Annotated in this window: 8 protein-coding genes; 4 read left to right on the forward strand and 4 right to left on the reverse strand. The window is 58.2% G+C overall.

The features are described from left to right. The 4 genes from dnaA (at position 1) to WS57_RS37010 (ending at position 7,099) form a co-directional block, all read left to right on the forward strand. Entirely contained in the window at positions 1-1,575 is a 1,575-nt protein-coding gene (gene dnaA, locus WS57_RS13020) for a chromosomal replication initiator protein DnaA (RefSeq protein WP_059482656.1), read from the forward strand. Between the two features lie 169 nt (positions 1,576-1,744). Then, entirely contained in the window at positions 1,745-2,851 is a 1,107-nt protein-coding gene (gene dnaN, locus WS57_RS13025) for a DNA polymerase III subunit beta (protein ID WP_009688433.1), read from the forward strand. A 192-nt stretch (positions 2,852-3,043) separates the two neighbouring features. Then, on the forward strand, positions 3,044-5,518 hold the full coding sequence (gene gyrB, locus WS57_RS13030) for a DNA topoisomerase (ATP-hydrolyzing) subunit B (protein ID WP_009688432.1): 2,475 nt from the start codon (positions 3,044-3,046) through the stop codon (positions 5,516-5,518). Positions 5,519-6,316: 798 nt separating this feature from the next. Next, complete coding sequence (locus WS57_RS37010; protein WP_155774302.1) at positions 6,317-7,099, forward strand: hypothetical protein; 783 nt, start codon at positions 6,317-6,319, stop codon at positions 7,097-7,099. A 186-nt stretch (positions 7,100-7,285) separates the two neighbouring features. Here the strand turns inward: WS57_RS37010 and WS57_RS13035 are convergent. The 4 genes from WS57_RS13035 to WS57_RS37015 form a co-directional block, all read right to left on the reverse strand. Further along, positions 7,286-8,412, reverse strand: a protein-coding gene (locus WS57_RS13035; protein WP_419468979.1) for an IS3 family transposase whose coding sequence is annotated in 2 segments (ribosomal slippage) — positions 7,286-8,154 and positions 8,154-8,412 — 1,128 coding nt in all. Because the reading frame shifts where the segments join, the coding sequence is not laid out codon by codon here. A 72-nt stretch (positions 8,413-8,484) separates the two neighbouring features. After that, positions 8,485-14,328, reverse strand: a complete 5,844-nt coding sequence (locus WS57_RS13045; protein ID WP_069244385.1) for a DEAD/DEAH box helicase — start codon at positions 14,326-14,328, stop codon at positions 8,485-8,487. 38 nt (positions 14,329-14,366) lie between these two features. Next, positions 14,367-16,508, reverse strand: coding sequence for a hypothetical protein (locus tag WS57_RS13050; RefSeq protein WP_155774303.1), 2,142 nt, complete (start codon positions 16,506-16,508; stop codon positions 14,367-14,369). Continuing rightward, the gene (locus WS57_RS37015; protein WP_155774304.1) at positions 16,505-19,039 is read right to left on the reverse strand and encodes a hypothetical protein; all 2,535 of its coding nucleotides are present in this window, start codon (positions 19,037-19,039) and stop codon (positions 16,505-16,507) included. Before WS57_RS37015 ends, WS57_RS13050 begins: the two co-directional genes overlap by 4 nt. Positions 19,040-19,143: the final 104 nt, after the last annotated feature.

The following is a 19,143-nucleotide window of genomic DNA, read 5'->3' on the forward strand; positions in this document are numbered from 1 at the left end:
ATGAACGATTTCTGGCAACACTGTTCCGCACTGCTGGAGCGCGAGCTGACGCCCCAGCAGTACGTGACGTGGATCAAACCCTTGGCCCCGGTGGCCTTCGATGCGTCGGCGAACACGCTGTCCATCGCCGCGCCGAACCGCTTCAAGCTGGACTGGGTCAAGAGCCAGTTTTCGGGTCGGATCTCCGATCTGGCCCGCGATTTCTGGAACGCGCCGATCGAAGTCCAGTTCGTCCTCGATCCGAAAGCCGGCATGCGCAGCCCGGCAGCCGCCGCGCCGGCCGCCGCGCGCGCGCCGCTGTCGCCGAGCGGCCCGGCCGCCACGGTGGCGGCGATCGCCGCCAACCTGACCGCGAATGCCGCCGCTGCGCCCAGCGCACCGGCCGACGTGCCGATGACGCCGTCGGCCGCGGCCGCCGCGCACCTGAACGCCGACGATGCCGACATCGACCTGCCGAGCCTGCCCGCGCACGAAGCGGCCGCGGGCCGCCGCACATGGCGGCCGGGCTCGGGTGCCGCGCCCGCCGCCGGCGGCGAAGCCGATTCGATGTACGAGCGCTCGAAGCTGAACCCGGTGCTCACGTTCGACAACTTCGTGACCGGCAAGGCGAACCAGCTCGCGCGCGCCGCCGCGATCCAGGTCGCGGACAATCCCGGCATCTCGTACAACCCACTGTTCCTGTACGGCGGCGTCGGCCTCGGCAAGACCCACCTGATCCACGCGATCGGCAACCAGCTGCTGCTCGACAAGGCCGGCGCGCGGATCCGCTACATCCACGCGGAACAGTACGTGTCCGATGTCGTGAAGGCGTACCAGCGCAAGGCGTTCGACGATTTCAAGCGCTACTATCATTCGCTCGACCTGCTGCTGATCGACGATATCCAGTTCTTCTCCGGCAAGTCGCGCACGCAGGAGGAATTCTTCTACGCGTTCGAGGCGCTGGTCGCGAACAAGGCGCAGGTGATCATCACCAGCGATACCTACCCGAAGGAAATTTCAGGGATCGATGACCGGCTGATCTCGCGCTTCGATTCGGGCCTGACCGTCGCGATCGAGCCGCCCGAGCTGGAAATGCGCGTCGCGATCCTGATGCGCAAGGCGCAGTCGGAAGGCGTGAACCTGTCGGAAGACGTCGCGTTCTTCGTCGCGAAGCACCTGCGCTCGAACGTGCGCGAGCTCGAGGGCGCGCTGCGCAAGATCCTCGCGTATTCGAAGTTCCACGGCCGCGAGATCTCGATCGAGCTGACCAAGGAAGCGCTGAAGGACCTGCTGACCGTGCAGAACCGGCAGATTTCGGTCGAGAACATCCAGAAGACCGTCGCCGACTTCTACAACATCAAGGTCGCCGACATGTATTCGAAGAAGCGTCCGGCGAACATCGCGCGGCCGCGGCAGATCGCGATGTACCTGGCGAAGGAGCTGACGCAGAAGAGCCTGCCGGAAATCGGCGAGCTGTTCGGCGGGCGCGATCACACGACCGTGCTGCACGCGGTGCGCAAGATCGCCGACGAACGCAGCAAGGACGCGCAGCTCAACCACGAGCTGCACGTGCTCGAACAGACGCTGAAGGGCTGAGCGCGCGGCGCGCTTGAGAATTCGGCGTCCGCCCCAATTTAAGGGGGGCGGTTCGGTTTTGAGGCACAATACAGGTTTGACCGCTCCGGCGGCGGCGGGCCCAGAGCCCGGCCGGCGGGGCGTTGCGAGGCTGCTGCGCTGCAGGCCGTTATCTCAACGAAGGAACTCTATGCAACTGGTCAAGACCGAACGAGACACCCTCCTCAGGCCGCTGCAAACGGTCAGCGGCATCGTCGAACGCCGTCATACGTTGCCGATCCTCGCCAACCTGCTGATCACCAAGAACGGCCCGGACGTGTCTTTCCTGTCGACCGACCTGGAACTGCAGATCACGACGCGCGCCGATTTCGGCGTCGGCGGCGACCAGGTTGCGACCACCGTCGCGGCGCGCAAGCTGCTCGACATCCTGCGCGCGATGCCTGACGGCCAGGTCACGCTGTCGCTCGCCGACAAGCGCCTGACCGTTCAATCGGGCAAGAGCCGCTTCGCACTGCAGACGCTCGCGGCCGACGAGTTCCCGACCGTCGCGCAGGCGAAGGATTTCGGCGCGAGCCTGACGGTTCCGCAGAAGTCGTTCCGCCAGCTGCTCGGCATGGTGCACTTCGCGATGGCGCAGCAGGACATCCGCTACTACCTGAACGGCATGCTGCTCGTCGTCGACGGCGACCAGCTGATGGCCGTGGCCACCGACGGCCACCGCCTCGCGTTCTCGTCGATGAAGCTCGAAGGCGGCACGTTCGGCCGCCAGGAAGTGATCGTCCCGCGCAAGACCATTCTCGAACTGCAGCGCCTGCTCGAGGACATCGACGACACCGTCACGATCGACATCGCGCAGACCCAGGCCAAGTTCACGTTCGGCCAGGTCGAGCTGGTGTCGAAGCTGGTCGAGGGCAAGTTCCCCGACTTCCAGCGCGTGATCCCGAAGGCGCACAAGAACACGTTCGAGATCGGCCGCGAAGAACTGCAGCGTTCGCTGCAGCGCGCGGCGATTCTCACGTCGGACAAGTTCAAGGGCGTGCGCTGCATCGTCGCACCGGGCCAGCTGAAGATCATGTCGACCAACGCCGACCAGGAAGAGGCGCAGGAAGAACTCGAAATCGCGTACCAGGGCGATACGGTCGACATCGGCTTCAACGTCACCTATCTGCTCGACGTGCTCGCGAACCTGAAGGTCGACACCGTGCAGGTGAGCCTCGGCGACGCCAGCTCGAGCGCGCTGATCACGGTGCCCGAGAACGACGAGTTCAAGTATGTCGTGATGCCGATGCGCATCTGACGCAGCCGACATCACGACACACACCAGGGGGCGGCAAGCCCCTTTGGCGTTTTTATGGCGAATCGACAACCCGTCCTTTCGGTGCCCGACCGGCGCCCTGGACGGGCCAGGAAACTGGAGCGGCCGGCGATTTCATTCGCTGAAACGCACCGCGCCGCCACGAGAGTGGCCTCGCAGAACCGGAAGATATCCATGAGTGAACAGCACAATTCGCAACCCGATAACAGCAGCTACGGCGCCTCGTCGATCCAGATCCTCGAAGGTCTGGAAGCGGTGCGCAAGCGCCCCGGGATGTACATCGGCGACACGTCGGACGGCACCGGTCTGCATCACCTCGTGTTCGAGGTGCTCGACAACTCGATCGATGAAGCGCTGGCGGGTTACTGCAACGACATCCACGTGACGATTCATGCGGACAACTCGATCTCGGTGACCGACAACGGCCGCGGGATCCCGACCGACGTGAAGATGAACGACAAGCACGAGCCGAAGCGCAGCGCCGCCGAGATCGTGATGACCGAGCTGCATGCGGGCGGCAAGTTCGACCAGAACAGCTACAAGGTGTCGGGCGGCCTGCACGGCGTCGGCGTGTCGTGCGTGAACGCGCTGTCGAGCTGGCTGCGCCTGACCGTGCGCCGCAACGGCAAGAAGCATTTCATGGAGTTCCATCGCGGCGTCGCGCAGGATCGCGTGCTCGAGAAGATCGACGGCGAGGAAGTGTCGCCGATGCAGATCATCGGCGATACCGAGAACCGCGGCACCGAAGTCCACTTCATGGCCGACCCGACGATCTTCGGGACCGTCGAGTATCACTACGACATTCTCGCGAAGCGGATGCGCGAGCTTTCGTTCCTGAACAACGGCGTGCGGATCCGTCTCACCGACCTGCGTTCGGGCAAGGAAGACGATTTCGCATTCGCCGGCGGCGTGAAGGGCTTCGTCGAGTACATCAACAAGACGAAGAGCAACCTGCACCCGACGATTTTCCACGTCAACGGCGAGAAGGACGGCGTGGGCGTGGAAGTCGCGATGCAGTGGAACGACAGCTACAACGAGAACGTGCTGTGCTTCACGAACAACATCCCGCAGCGGGATGGCGGCACGCACCTGACCGGCCTGCGTGCGGCGATGACGCGCGTGATCAACAAGTACATCGCCGATAACGAGATCGCGAAGAAGGCGAAGGTCGAGACGACCGGCGACGACATGCGCGAAGGCTTGTCGTGCGTGCTGTCCGTGAAGGTGCCGGAGCCGAAGTTCAGCTCGCAGACGAAGGACAAGCTGGTTTCTTCGGAAGTGCGGGCGCCGGTCGAGGAAGTGGTGGCGAAGGCGCTGGAAGAATTCCTGCTGGAAACGCCGAACGACGCGAAGATCATCTGCGGGAAGATCGTCGAGGCTGCGCGCGCGCGTGATGCTGCTCGGAAGGCGCGCGAGATGACGCGCCGCAAGGGCGTGCTCGACGGCGTCGGCCTGCCGGGCAAGCTCGCGGACTGCCAGGAGAAAGATCCGTCGAAGTCGGAAATCTATATCGTCGAGGGCGACTCGGCAGGCGGCTCGGCGAAGCAAGGGCGTGACCGCAAATTCCAGGCGATCCTGCCGCTGCGCGGCAAGGTGCTGAACGTCGAGAAGGCGCGCTACGACAAGCTGCTGTCGTCGGAGCAGATCGTCACGCTCGTGACGGCGCTCGGCTGCGGGATCGGCAAGGACGATTACAACCTCGACAAGCTGCGTTATCACCGCATCATCATCATGACCGACGCGGACGTCGACGGTGCGCACATCCGGACGCTGCTGCTCACGTTCTTCTATCGGCAAATGCCGGAAATGGTCGAGCGCGGGTATGTATATATCGCGCAGCCGCCGCTTTACAAGATCAAGGCGGGCAAGGACGAGCGGTATCTGAAGGACGATGCGGAGCTGAACGCGCATATGCTGCGCCTGGCGCTGCAAGGCTCGGAGCTGGTGCCGAGCGAGAATGCGGTGCCGATTTCGGGCGATGCGCTCGGGGAGCTGGCGCGGTCGTATCTGATGTCGCAGAGCGTGATCGAGCGGTTGGGCCGGTTGTATGACCCGGCGGCGCTCGAGGCAATCATGGATGGCGTTGTGGTGGATCTGTCCAGCGAGGCTTCGACGGAGGCTTCGGCGAAGGCGATGCATGCGGCGTTGCATGACGACACGCTGAAGAATGAAGTGCGGGTTGTGCCTTCGTATGATCCGGTGCGGGAGCTGCGGTCGCTGCGGGTTGAGCGCGCGCATCATGGGAATGTGCGCGTTTCGGTTATCGATGAAGAGTTCCAGCATACGGCGGATTATCAGCAGCTTGTGACTACCGCTAAGACGTTCGAAGGGCTCATTCAGGCCGGTGCGGTCATCAAGCGCGGCGAGCGCAGCATGGCTGTGAGCGACTTCAAGAGTGCGATGAAGTGGCTGCTTGCTGATGCCGAGCGCAACGTGTCGAAGCAGCGCTATAAGGGGCTGGGTGAGATGAACCCCGAGCAGCTGTGGGAAACGACGATGGATCCGACTGTGCGGCGGTTGCTGCGCGTGCAGATCGAAGATGCGATCGCGGCGGATGGGATCTTTACTACCCTCATGGGGGATGAGGTCGAGCCGCGGAGAGCGTTTATTGAGTCGAATGCGTTGAGGGCGGGGAATATTGACGTTTGAACGCGCTAGCCGCCGAAAGTCATCATTAGTGAAAAACGCCCCGCTCTAGAGGCACGAGTACGGCCGTTGCGTCGAAATTGTGACGTGAAGGTAGAGAGTTCTATCCGCCGCCTCTCTAATTTCCAGCATTCAAGCAGCTTGGAACGGAAAATTGTAACGAGCGCAGGGTTGTCCGTTTCCATACGAAGTGCAGACTTATGTTTCACGAACAATGAGCCGGCCTTGCGCCGGCTTTTTGTTTGGCCGCCGTCCCGCCCTTAGCAGCGATATTCGCCTGCCCGAATCAATCTACGGTAGCTTCGCTCGGCTTGCGACGCTACCGACTCAAAGGGGATAGCTGCGACCGATGACTACCAAGGTCGGTTTCGAGAACAGGTTGAGAAGGCGAGCCAGAAGGCAGACGATTCAAACGCGGAGCGGGTTTTCCGTGACAGGGCGAAGGCGAACGTGTCCTCGCAACGGAAGGCATTGCTACGCGGAATTGGTGCTATCCGCAGTGTTGGCCCAGCCCGGCTAGCAAGTCGAGCCTTGCCGTAATGATGGGTGTTTCAGTCCGGGGGTGACATCGGGGGCATTTGCGCTCATCAACGTTCCTGAACGAGGTTGCACCGCCGCGAGATTGCGCAGGCGGAGAGGTCGCTGCGGACAGTGCTCAGTTAGCGATATTGACCTGAACTGGTTTTTCAATCCGGCAAGAAGATATACTTTGCCTGGTAGGAGATTTCTTCGCGGAGGCCCCCTCTTGGTGCTGCGCTCCTCAATTTATAGTCATACTGCATCGCGGTTTCTCAGTGCTCAATGTCAGATACCGCACGCTCGCACAGTGGTGAACTAATGTCTGTTGATATGTTCGAGGTCCGATTTCGGCGTGAGTTAGAAAAATTGCCGAACTTCGTCGCTAACGATCGGCGAGATCCGCGCGTGTGGCCAAGACGAGGATCTGAGGAGGCGAAATTTCCGGCGTGGCGCGCGCTATTCTCAGCCATGTGCCTATTCGGCCACAGTACGGGCTATCGTTTGTTTTCCTTTGAGAAATTCTACAACTATTGCAAGCGCGCTTATATTGAGCGACATCCTGAACCACAACGATTCGCTCCTTATTTCTCAGGCGACCTCGAAGCGGGGATGCGTCAGCGAATCAGCGTGTGGTACGAATCCGGCATGGCCGAAACATATCTATACGCATGCTTATCCGAAGCTATCGAGGATAAGTCTAAAGCTGGCGTAGTACTCTACGATCCCCGCGCCGACTGGAAGTTGAAGTCGGACCTCGTGATCGTTATCAATAAGCAACCACTCCGCGTTAGCGCCTATGTTGGCGAGTACGGAGACCGCCCAAGCATCGAAGCCCGCCGTGAGGAAATCGAGCGCATGCGTAAAAGAAACACCAGTGAATCGTCACACTGGCTTAATTCTGAATTAGATGCCATGCCTCTTTTCGAGATCTCGCGCACCGATTCAGATATGCAGATCGTTAACGGCGTTAGATTATTTTCCTTGCGAGCAGTGAATGAATTACTAGACCGACTATATACCCATGCCGGAATCAGCGGCTGGGTGTTTCCGGTTCATCAACCCTAGCAGGCACACACTGATAATGCGATGGCAAATGCCCGCCCATTGGGTGGGCATTGAAGAGATGGAGCGGGAACATATCGAGGAACAGTGTCCAGCCCGATAAGCCCCGTTCGCTGTTTTTTTTCGCCGGACATGGGCCGGCTATCGCTGATTTCAAATCAAACGAATAACACTGACCTGCCCCCGGTTTTAGTCCGAACCGCAGTTAGAGTCCGAGGTTAAAAACTGCTGCTTTGCATCGTGCGCCCGCGCGAACTGCACCGGCGTCAGATAGCCGAGTGAACTATGAGGCCGCTCGGTGTTGTACTCGATACGCCATTCCTCAATCAGCCGCTTGGCGTGGCGCATTGAGACGAACCAGTGCTCGTTCAGGCATTCATCGCGGAACCGCCCGTTGAAGCTCTCGATATAGGCATTCTCCACCGGCTTGCCAGGCCGAATGAACGACAGCGTGACACCGGCTTCGTAGGCCCATGCATCCAGCACCTTACCAGCGAACTCCGGCCCGTTGTCGACCGTGATGGATGCGGGTAAGCCTCGCATCTCCTTGAGCCGCTCGAGCACTTGCTGCACTCGTAGGCCCGGCAGCGAAGTATCGACCTCGATGGCCAAGCACTCGCGCGTGTAGTCGTCGACCACGTTCAGGCATCGAAACCGCCGACCATAGGCCAGCCCGTCAGAAACGAAGTCCATCGACCAGCTCTGATTCGGGCCTGTTGCTAACGGCAGCGGCGTGCGCTCGACAGCCGCAATACGCTTGCGTCGCCGCTTGCGCACGCTCAGCCCCGCCTTGCTGTACAGGCGCCAGATGCGCTTGTGGTTGGCGAAGCAGCCATCCCGCTGCAACAGCACGTGAATCCGGCGATAGCCGTAGCGGCGCTTCTGCGCGGCGATGGCCATCATCCGGCCAGTCAGCGCTTCGTCATCAACTCGGCGGCGTGATTCGTAGTGGAACAGCGAGCGCGAAATCCCTACCAGCCCGCAGGCCCGGGTAACACCCATGGCACGTTCGGTCATCAATATCCGGACCGCTTCGCGCTTGGCCTGCGGGCTTGCTACTTTCGAGCCAGCAGGTCCTTCAGCGCGGCGTTGTCGAGCATCGATTCGGCTAACAGTCGCTTGAGCTTGCTGTTCTCCTGCTCCAGTTCCTTCAGGCGCTGAGCTTCGGAGACCGTCATCCCGCCGAACTTCGCTTTCCAGTTGTAGTAGGTCGCTTCCGAGATGCCGTACTTGCGACACAGCTCCGCCGGCTTCAGGCCAGCCTCGGCTTCCTTCAAGATGCCGATGATCTGTTCTTCGGTGAATCGCTTTTTCATTGCCGTTCCTCTCTGGAACGGACTCTACACCGTCACCGTACTAAACGCGGGGAGCAGGTCAACACCCCTACACTATGCCTGATCGTGTATGCGTTTCGCGATCTCCCTCAAAGGTCGGCGCTCAAGCACAAACGTGTCTACGTAGTCCAGCTCCTCGGACCAGTCTTTCCCCAGGATCGCTTTCGCGTAGTCCTCATCTACGCGCCAGAGCGGATGAACAACAGCGATCCGCGAGACTGTCACTCCTTCGAGGTTAGTCACAGTCAGGCACGGCAAACCGCTATGAGGAAGGGACTGGTAACGGAGCGTACCCTTACGCATATCTGCTACCGACTGAGCGAGCTCATGAGCCCAGTCTTTCCATCCAACAATCTCGGGAAAAACATCGTCTCCCTTTCCGAGGCCACACGCATACTCGGGATTCGACATTGCCCGTAGGTATGCGAGACCCAATCGCCAGTCAAGAAGACCGTGATAGCGGCGATTTCCGTATCGTTGGATACAGCGATAGCAAGACGAACGGCACCTTTCAGTATGGGCGCCTTCCCGGTCGACGCTCAAAATGTCTAGCAATGGCCACGCCGCTGCGTCGTCCAGGATACTGTGAAGTATCTCGACAATCTTTGGAGGGCGTCCCTGGCTGACCGACTCGCCGAGCCTGCGGCACAACCCGGACCCGTTGATCAACGAGTCCGCCATTTGAAGCATCGGAAGGCCAGAGCGCAGTCGAGGCTCGAGCGCGTCAAACTCGTCAGCCGAGACATCGAGCTCGAGTGCCGCCTTCTGAACCAAGATCTGCGTCGCGCTAATTGCAGCTGCTCGCGTTGCCAAGTGCGACGAATCGCCGATGCGAGCTACTCTATCCAGAGTCAAGCGTCGATCAAACTCTCGCAGCTCCAAATACAGCGCCTCCGTCTTTTTTTTGGCTACGAGCCCGAACTGCTGTCGAGAACTCGCGTCGACGTTCCACAAGCCGCGCTGCCGGTCGAGATAAGAGACCTCAATGGCTTGATCTCCAACAATGGACACGCCTCCGGCGAAAGAATTGCTCTGGGCAAGCGCAACGGTGAACCGCTGGCCTTCATCGTCATCACCAGCAACGCCGTTATTTAGCTGCATGATCGTCGCATCGGCTCCCCGACGGACGGAAATGCCGCCGCAGTCGACTCGTTCGCCTTCGTGCAAGACGGTGGCAACTGTTCTGACAGCCATTCGACCTATGTCGTCAACCTCACTTTTAGGCTTGAAGTCCGTCCGAAACGCTGCGGGCGTAACATAGGTGTGGAAGTCCTCTGCATCGATTTCACGGTGGCAGTCATCGCAAGCAATGGCGGAAGCCGGCATGTGGTCACTATGTTTCGCCGAGCCACATTCTCGGCAAAACGCGATGTAACTCGTCGACTCCTTCCAATTCGAGACCACGCGCGCCTCTAGCCCAACGCCACGCCTTGGCTGCGGATCGGAAAGGGCACCCGTGAAGCCGATAACGGTGTGCTTTAGTTTGTCCTTGACAAGGATCGATCCCGGGGCATACTCAAATACCGCCAAGTCCAGATCTCGGTCCATCGTCGACCATTCTGCGTCTTCCAGAGCATTGTCTTTACGATCGCGAAGTCCAAGATATAGATCGCGAACTCGGGTGGGCATACCATACATCGGAAGCAAGCCCTGCTCCGCAAGGAAGCGCGCGAGCCCGAATGATGCGGCGGGTGCCTGCGCCTTAAGCGATGCAATTTCCTGAAGCAGTCCATCAACGGTAGCGCTGGCCCTCAAGCGCTCCCGCTGCAAAGGATCAAAAGTCGCAGTTTCGAGATACTTATCTCGTACCGCGATGGTTTGCAAAAGCGCGTGCCGCAGCTTGTGCGGCCAGTTCGACGTTTCATCGAAATAATAGTCGTTGGTCGTGACGTACTCGCCATGCACGTCCGGCGGCACGAGCAAGTCACCCGGATACTCGCGGCCGTGCTCGGCACAGCTATCTCGCAACACGGCGAATGCTGCTCTCAACCAGACCTTCCGCATAAGACGCAGCGGTATAGGGTCATGAGTCACAGCGAGAAACGGAGGCGGAGGCGCGTCGCCTGTAATGGCCGATGGATGAGCGAAATAGTATGCATCGTGGCTTCGCCCGCGGCAGAACGTAACTACGAATGAGAAGGCTTGACCCCGACGACCCGCACGTCCCACCCGTTGCTGATAGTTGAATCGTTGGGGCGGCATGTTGCCTTGATAGACGCTCTGAAGTGCACCGATGTCAATGCCGACCTCCATGGTCGTAGTGACGGACAACATGTCGATCTCGGTCGCACGTCTCTCGATCTCAGTTTCGTTGCCAACGAATATGCCCTTAAAGCTACGGAGGCGAGCAGCGAAGTCGTCAGTTTGGCCAGTGAGCTCCTCGACTCGCAATCTGAAGCGACTGACGTCATCGTTCGCTCCACGCACAATGCGGCGCGCCAGGAAGTTTGATGCCCACAGCTCGCTCACTTTACCGGTATGCTCGGTTGAGAGGGCAGTTGCACACCGCGTGCATCGTTTGAGACCGAGATGCAAATGAACGCGACCGCAATTTCCGCATCGCCAGTACGGGTCTGTTTCCTCTGCAACCTTCAGATAGAGGTCCCCAATTTCGAAGATGCCGCTCCTATGCCCCTTATCCGAGAGATTTTGAAGAACCCTCGAAAGTCCATCGACGAAGCCGGAAGATCCAAAAACCTTCTCGGCAAATTTTACGGTGCGCTTGTGCTTTACATCTCCCCCCGAGACCCACTCGTTCAGGCTGTCGGCATTCACGAAGCGATTGTTTCTAACTCGCCAAGCGCTCGCGAAAACACGCAACCATGCGTCTAATTCCTCCACATCGCTGCCACTGGTGCCCGACACCGTCGGATACGCCAACCCGGTCTCTTCGAGTGCGAAGAACGTATTCGCAAAAATGACGTCATCGACAAGTTCGTATTGCTCTTCGAGGATCTCGCCATTGAGCGATGCCCTCGACGCCTGTGAAAGTTGATGGCTAAACGTGTAGCTTTCCCCATCCTGTTCGAAGAGACGATACCAAGGCAACTTATCGAAACGTTTCAGGCCGACTTCGTCGAATGGATGAATGCCCAACTTGATGAACTCCTTCACGAGTTCGCCAAGCGATTGCGACTCGTCATTGCTTTGCAGGAGGTGGCTTAGCTTGACCTTCGATCTATCTCGCGCGTCACCGCCCTGCTGCTTGTATTTTCTTGCGAGTCCGACAAGCTCGTCTGATTTATCTTCGGCTATCAGTTGTTGCATGCGCTGCGAGAATTGCTCTTGCGTCATCCAATCTTTCCGAAGTTGCTCGACGGCACGTTTCGCGACGGTGACAAGAACCTCTCGACGAAGATCCCGCAAATGCAGCCGTTCGACTTCCAACGCCTGATTCGCAGCGTCCTGCCGGCTATCTGAAAATACGATGCCCTTCGGCTCGGCACCAACTGCATGCAACAGTTCGAACAGTTCCGTTGCGACAAGTTGAGAGGCTTTGGTGACACCGGTTCTGAACGCACGAATAGGGGACCGGGATCGACTTGTCGCAGGACGGTTCGAATAATCGGTACCGCAGTTCGGACAACAGAAAGGCTGTGCCGTTGCCTTTCCCACGGTTTTGCCTTTGCTGGAAGCTGCGGGTGGATTCTGGAAGTACAAGTACCCTCCAATGTTCCCGGGGGGTACGTCCCGACCTCGCGTGACAACGCCTGTATCCACATGGAGGTGCGCATGCTCCCATCGATCGTAGTCTTTCTCGGATTTCGCACACTCCTCGCGACGAGGCCAGAACACTGCGAACTCATCGAGCGTCATCCGATCGTAGTACTCCGACGCAGCACGTTCGGGCAAATGCTCCAAGTCCGCCGATGCCGGGAGGAGCTCGGTGGCCGGAGTCAAACTGCTCTTCTGACCTCGTTGACCACCTACAAATAAATCACCGCAGGCCTCGCAATACAGAAGCTCGAAGAGCCTGCTGCCACGCTTGCGCTCAGCAGAAGGGGCGGCATGTGTGAGCCCTCGCTCCACGGTCAGATGTCTGAATCGCGTCTCTTTACCGACAAGATACGGCGCGGCGAACAGCCCTTCGATGTTTCGAATGAAGGAATGCATTCGAAACGCCGGCGTATCCGGATGCACTCGGACCGGCCATAACCCTGATTCCGGCAGAGCGCGGGCGAGCATGAGCCCTCGAAGGGCGTCTTCGCCGTTCTGAGTTTGGCTTCCGAAGATTCGCTGAGCGACATGGATGACGGAAAACGCTCGCACACCGTCTCCGTCGCGACAAGCATCGGTCAGGATTGCCGCTGCCCTTTCGGCGAGACGCTTGATGCACTCTTCCATCGATCCGGCCTCCACACCCAAGGCGCGTCCGGCCAGCTTAATTCGCTCGTCGAGCGAGGCGTCCTCTTTGAGTCGCGCGATAAAACCGCTAGCCGGATCGATAGCTTCTCGAAAGAGCGCAGTGAACGGTTCAGGATCGACTTTGGCAAGTGCTCCCTTAGGAATCGCCGCCACACCGCGAACAACGCATTCGGCCCAAAAGTCAGGAGACGTAGAGCCGGCATCGGAGGGGCCGCGGCTAGTTCCGAAAGGCGCGAACAGATCTCTGAGATACGTGCGAGATTGAATACCGGGATCTCCGTCCATCGGCAGAGAGGCCGACGACGCGAGTATCCTCAGTTTATGGCGGTGCTCCGGAGCGTCGAGCCCCAATCGCTCGATCAGCGCCTTGATGAGAAAAGCTATTTCCGTGCCGGCGGACCCTCTAATGAGGTGAAGCTCGTCGAAAACAAGATAGAAGAATGCGTCTTCGCTGGACTGCAACCACGTTTTGGTCTGCTCGAAGATTGGGTCTTCAACCTCTCGCGACAGCATTGCACCCAGCATAGACGCGTTCGTGACCAGGATATCTGGTGGCGCGGCTTGCATGTCCCATCGTGACGACATCTCCCCGCCATCCGCTGAAGGAAAAATGTATCGCGTCAGATCCGGCACTCGAGTTCCGTTCGCTTCCGCCAGCTCCTTCTGCTTGTCATCATGCGAGCGGGCCGCATTCTGGTTGCGCTCGATCGCTTGCATCGCTGCACGCAGTTTAGCGCCACGTCGCGAGCGCCGTTCCCTCTCCTGCTTCTCTGCTGCCAGTCTGGGATGGGTTTCGTGCCCGGTAACGGGGCTTGCGCTCGTATATTGGCCAAAAAAAATCCTATTCCCAGAAAAGCGTTCATCCATCACCTTTCTGGCTTCTTCCGAATCCAGCGTCCGGCGTAAGCGAACCATTTGATCTTCGACGAGCGCATTCATCGGATAGAGCACGAGCGCCCGAACTGCAGCGGGCCTGGATTCACCGGCACGCCTTGAAACCCAACGCGAATTCGGCGTCTTCCACCAATCTGATTGCAAGTAGCTCGACGACGGCGCGGGCCAATTCACAGCCTCGTTCGCGAGCGCCGCCAAAACTGGCAGCATGAAGCTCTCCGTTTTTCCTGATCCGGTTCCTGACGTCACTATTCCGGGATGGCCGGGCAACAAGCCGCGTCGCAACATTTCGACCTGGTGACGATAGGGCGCGTAGAACGACTCTCGTCGAATAGGGCCGCTGTGAGGTTTACCCTCGAACAGTCCCGACAATGCCAGTTCCGCAAACGCCACGCGCCCCGCTTTGCTGAGAGGAGCGAGGGGCCCGTCGTTCCTGTCCGCAAGATCTTCGATCTTTTCGTCATGAGCCTCGTATCGTAGGACGGGCTCGATATATGGTTCAGTCGCAAGCACGTTGACAGCCTCTAAGAGCTTGCGTCGCTGCTCTGCGGTAGTCGGATCTGCTATACGAAAGTTGGTCTCTACGTAGGAAATAAAGAAGTTTCTGATACGAGCAAAGCCGCCAATCGGATCAAGCACGAGGGTTCTCCACGGTTACGCGAATGGTTTGTACAACCTTAGTTCTTTGATGCTCTAAACAACGAAGCGATAGAACTGACGGAAGCGCTGGCGTGCTGACTTAGACGACTAGCCTCCAGACAAGCTCGTGTCGCACGCATTGCGGAATCGATCGTCAGGCCATCGATCGACGCAATCATCAAAGATGCCCCGACCGACAAGTCACTTATCCAAGGGTCTGGCCGAAGGTCCCGACAATGCTTCGGGCTGAGCAAGACAGCCGCAAGTGCACGCGAGTCACCGTCGATTGCATTCTTGACGTCCAAGGTGACGCCTGAATTCCGCAAGGCATGTGCTTCGTCGTTGTCGCTATCGCCGATGGTCACGCAAAAGAGCATCTTTCGTGGCAGATTCCCACGCCGGGCCTGGTCGGCGAGCGCTGGGTACCAATAGCGGGCGGCGGAATTTTCCGCACCGTCAACGATGGCCAAAGTAGTTGGCGTGGCATCATCTGCATGAGCATCCATGGCTCGCCCCAATGACGTGGGAATGCGAAGGCCAGCGCGCATCCAAAGATCTTCGACGCAAATGATGGTGGGATCTGCGACCAACGATGCGCGCGTTCCCGAAGAGAACATCGCCTCGGCGACACGCAGGAAATCATCTACCTGCGGTCCCCTCAGTATGGGTACATCGGCAGCGAGCATCAGCGTCACGAAGTGCTCCATCAGCTCCTTGCCGCTGGGTGTCAACAAAGCGCAGTTTTGAATCACATCATGTACGTCTTTGCACGGGAGCGGTTCTGCCCTGCTGGGCGCGGCAACAGGAAGTATGAAGTGCGACAGCGTTGCCGAAGTGACTGCGGAAACCTTGCTCTTACGATTTTCTATCTCCTCAAGTTGGCGCTCGGTAGCTGAAATTTTTTCAGTCAGAGTAGATATCGCCCCCTCAAGGCTGATCCTTTTGTTCTCGAGAACGGCAATAGATTCAGACAATGAATCACGTTGTTGCGACAGTTCGTTGACGACCTCCTGCGCGCGGTTTTTGCGATCTTCAACCTCGCGTACGATTTCGACTTCGCGCTTCGCACGCAGATCGCCGAGCTCTTCTTTTAGTTTCTGCTCCTCCTCCGTTCGTCGTTTGGCAAACGCTCGCTGCTGCGCCAGTTCGTCTTCGCGGATACGAAGATCAAGCTTTGATTTCCATTCATTCTCGGAAGTCTGCAGTTCTTGATTTATTTCTGCCAGCCGTTTGCCACGCAACGCCTCCATATCGTGGTGCAGCTCACGCTGTAGGCGCGCTTGAATCGCCGCTCGCTCTTGCTCTGCAATGTCCGTGATCTCTTTTTCGATAAGACGCGAGATCACAGGCGATGATTGCAGGGCTTCCGCGAGTTCTCTAATGCGATCGCGGTTCACCAGCAGTGCTTTGGCGAGTTCGCCGCTACGTAGCGCCTCGTACGCCGAAAGCACATCCGAGGAATTAACGGCGCTGCGGTTTTGGTGGGTTTCCGCATGCCCCAAAAGCGACTTCACTAGCGCATCAACTCGGGCGTCATACGCGCCTGGCAGTGATTTCAGGACCCTCGTTATGTAATCCTCGTCGGGCGTCCAGTCGTAGACCGCGGTAGGCTCGGCTTCTGGAGAAAGATCGTATAGCTGGATGTGGCTCTCGGCGTCGGGCATCTCGAGTAGGCCTTCTGCGCCAAACGGATATACGGCAAGGGGCCCCAGGCTAGACGCAAGGCGCATGAGATTTCCCGAACGAACAAGTTCCGCCTTGATCACTTCGTGCTGTCGGGTCCGAATGATCCACATGCCATTCTGGCCCGACACGGGCACACCGTCGATTTTCAGAGCGGCTCGCACATCGTCAATCGATCTAAGGTGCGACAGATCCAGATAGTTAAAGAGACGCCAATGATGAGCCCCCTTGTAATGAACCTGGGCGTTGCCGTTGTTGCGCGCGACTTGTAACGCGACCCAATCGTTCTCCCGCAGCAATTTCGTTTCGGCACCGCGAATCTCGACAAGGCCTTTCCTTGGAAAAAGCCTGTCTGGGTTTCGAACTAGCGTCCACTCGGTGCCCGATCGACTGGCGGAGATCGCTACAAGGACAATAACGTCCGTACGGCTGACACAGCGCCCGGCATAAATAGGGATGGCGGCTTCGTTCGTTCGCCCCAAGGTCATGTCACTCATATTGTTAGTCGTCCATTAAGCCACTGTGTGCGAAAGCGTCCTTCAGATCGCCTTATCAGAGATTCTCTGAATCCGTCTTCCGTGGCCTCTGTTTTACTTAAAAGAATGCAGCTCGGCAGCAGGCGTGCCAAACCTCTCAAGTCCTCTCTCAATGCGGGGTACACGTAAAGACCATCCATCATTCCCGCGCATCGCATAGCTCGACGCCTCAGATCGGCTGCGATGAAATTAGGTAAAGCGCCATCGTTGCTTATTCGTAGAAGTGCGTCGCCCCGTTCTTCGAACAAAGGCACCTTCGCGGCAGCATGAGCAGCGGCAATGGCTGCCGTGCGAGAGAGATAGAGAACCCTTCCCGCCGAGCTCGTCACTTCGAAAAGATCGTGGTCCCGCTGTGCTTTGTGTATGAGGCGAGTCAATGTAGTCGTTCCACGATGTTCCGATCTCTTTAAGAATCGCTTGGCCCCCCAGTCCCAGAAATCTGCAGCTTCATACGCAATCGCAATGCGCGGCGTGCTTTGGAATGCGAGCGGCTTCTGCACCGCGCTTTCCGGATCGGGCACGATTGGCCAATCAAGCTGAGCAGCGATATCAGCAGCCGCAAGGCCAGTTGCACCAATAGTCGGCGGCGCCCACGGTCCTATTCCCAGTCTACGAAAACACGTTCCTCCACGCGCTTCAACGACCAAGCGGAATCGATCAACAAGGCGCTCGCATAGCGCGCCTTCGATTTGTACTATCGGATGCTGCGAGGACGGAAGTTCGAGAAGACGTGGAGGAACGAGCGTCCAGCTGCGTCCACGCCACCCGCCACGTAACCGTGGTTCGATAATTCCACCGTCTCGCAGAATTTGAAGCAAGGACCACGAATTCATCTCATCGCTTGCGCGCGAGAGCATATGAATGAGGGCAGCTTCCTCCCATCCGGCTGCTCCGCTTGCATACACAGCCTCCAAAAGATCTAAACATTCGAGTGCCCCGTTCTCCCAAAGAAACTGTTCGTTCGACTTGATAGGGTGGAGTGGGCGCTTCTCCGACTGCCAATCGTTCAATCTCTCCAGCCGGTACCGACCGCCGTCACAAATGGAATGTGGAACGGCTTGGGAGGAGAACGTAAGCCGAAGACTCCAGTCGGAGTGTCTATCTCCATGCTCGGATCCCGGGGATATCGTGAAAGAGCCATCTAGATGGGCGGCCGACTCGAGTTGTCCGTTCGGAGTCACCTCGAAAGCGCCAGTGGCGTCCTCAGAGCGGATGACATGATGGCGCTTTGAGTCTGATTCAAGGCGAGGCAGAAATGCTTGCCGCCCCAACCAGCCGACACCGACCCTGATCCCGCCATTCGCAGATGCTCGAAAAACCTGGTCGCTCTTAAACGCAGCGAACCCAGCAGTGCGTAAGACGTCGATCGCTTTCTGTGCGGCTATCGGCTTGGACGTAAAGATCCAATCCTTTTCTTCGCGCAGATTGCCTAACCGGCCTCCAATCGCACGTCTATGGCTAGTGGAGACGACCACGATGACCTCGCCCGACACGTCGCGGATTTCGCGATCTAAGGACCAGCGCCCCATTCCAGTGTGTCTAAAAAAAAGTAAGCCACCCCTGCAGCTGGCCGAAAAATTCGCGCTCTGCGCGGCATTCTCAGCGGTCAGCGCATCATGCAATGTCTGATAGACGCGACCACCATCGTCCTGCGACGAATCTGCGATATAAATCCGACTCTCGTCTTCCTCATAGAGCATATCAATCTCTACAAGCCTTCGATCTAGTCGGTGCACTTGCGAGCCGACCTCCGTAATCAATCTCCAGAAACGATGATCAGCAAGCGCGCGCTTTTGCTGAAAATAGGCATGCTCGAACTCGTCGAAAGCCTTAGCCAACCCCCACGAAAGCGTTTTACCTATGCGAAACCGTTGAAATAGATTGATGGTTGCAAGTGGACTGTCCAGGGCTTGTGGCTGCTCAAGCAGAAAATTCCTGGCCATTCGAGCGTCGGAACGGTTGGGGAATGACAATCGGCGCGTGTAGCCAATTTGCGTCCAACCACCAGGATCGGGTAAGACCAGTCTTCGGAAACCGTCACCAGCGTTGACGCGTCGCGCAAGCCATTCCCTCAGCTCCTCCCACATGTCGGCGATGCCTTTGAGCTGCACGAAAGTGTGGTGGGATTCGAGCCATAACGCCAGCCGTTCACGATACGCGCCCGCGCTGTGATATTCGCCGTCGAGCAAACTATCGACGAAAAGTGTTGCGGCAAGGTAGACGAAAAAATTCGGTGCCGACGCGCTCGAAAAACGTTGCGAGCCGCTTGAAAGCGACTGAACAAATAGATTATCGCGCTGTAATTGCCGCTGGAAAGCAACGGCGACCTCGTCCTCTGCATCTGCTGGAGCGCCCAGTGCGGCAGCTAAAGTCGCAGGCGTAATTTCAAACGAGCGAATGTCGGTAGATTCGCCCGTAGAGTCGACTCGCAGGAAGTAGTCGACCAGTTCCCTCTCCCACGCCTCGAACGTGGTTGGTGCGCGCCAAGACATGGTCTGTACTTTATCGTTGTCAGTGCGCAGGCAATTTACTCACCGGCGTCACCTTTCTGTTCAATCTAGCTCTAACAAGAGCATTCCCGTACTCGCAAGTGTAA

The organism is Burkholderia pseudomultivorans, from assembly GCF_001718415.1.
Lineage (GTDB): Bacteria > Pseudomonadota > Gammaproteobacteria > Burkholderiales > Burkholderiaceae > Burkholderia > Burkholderia pseudomultivorans_A.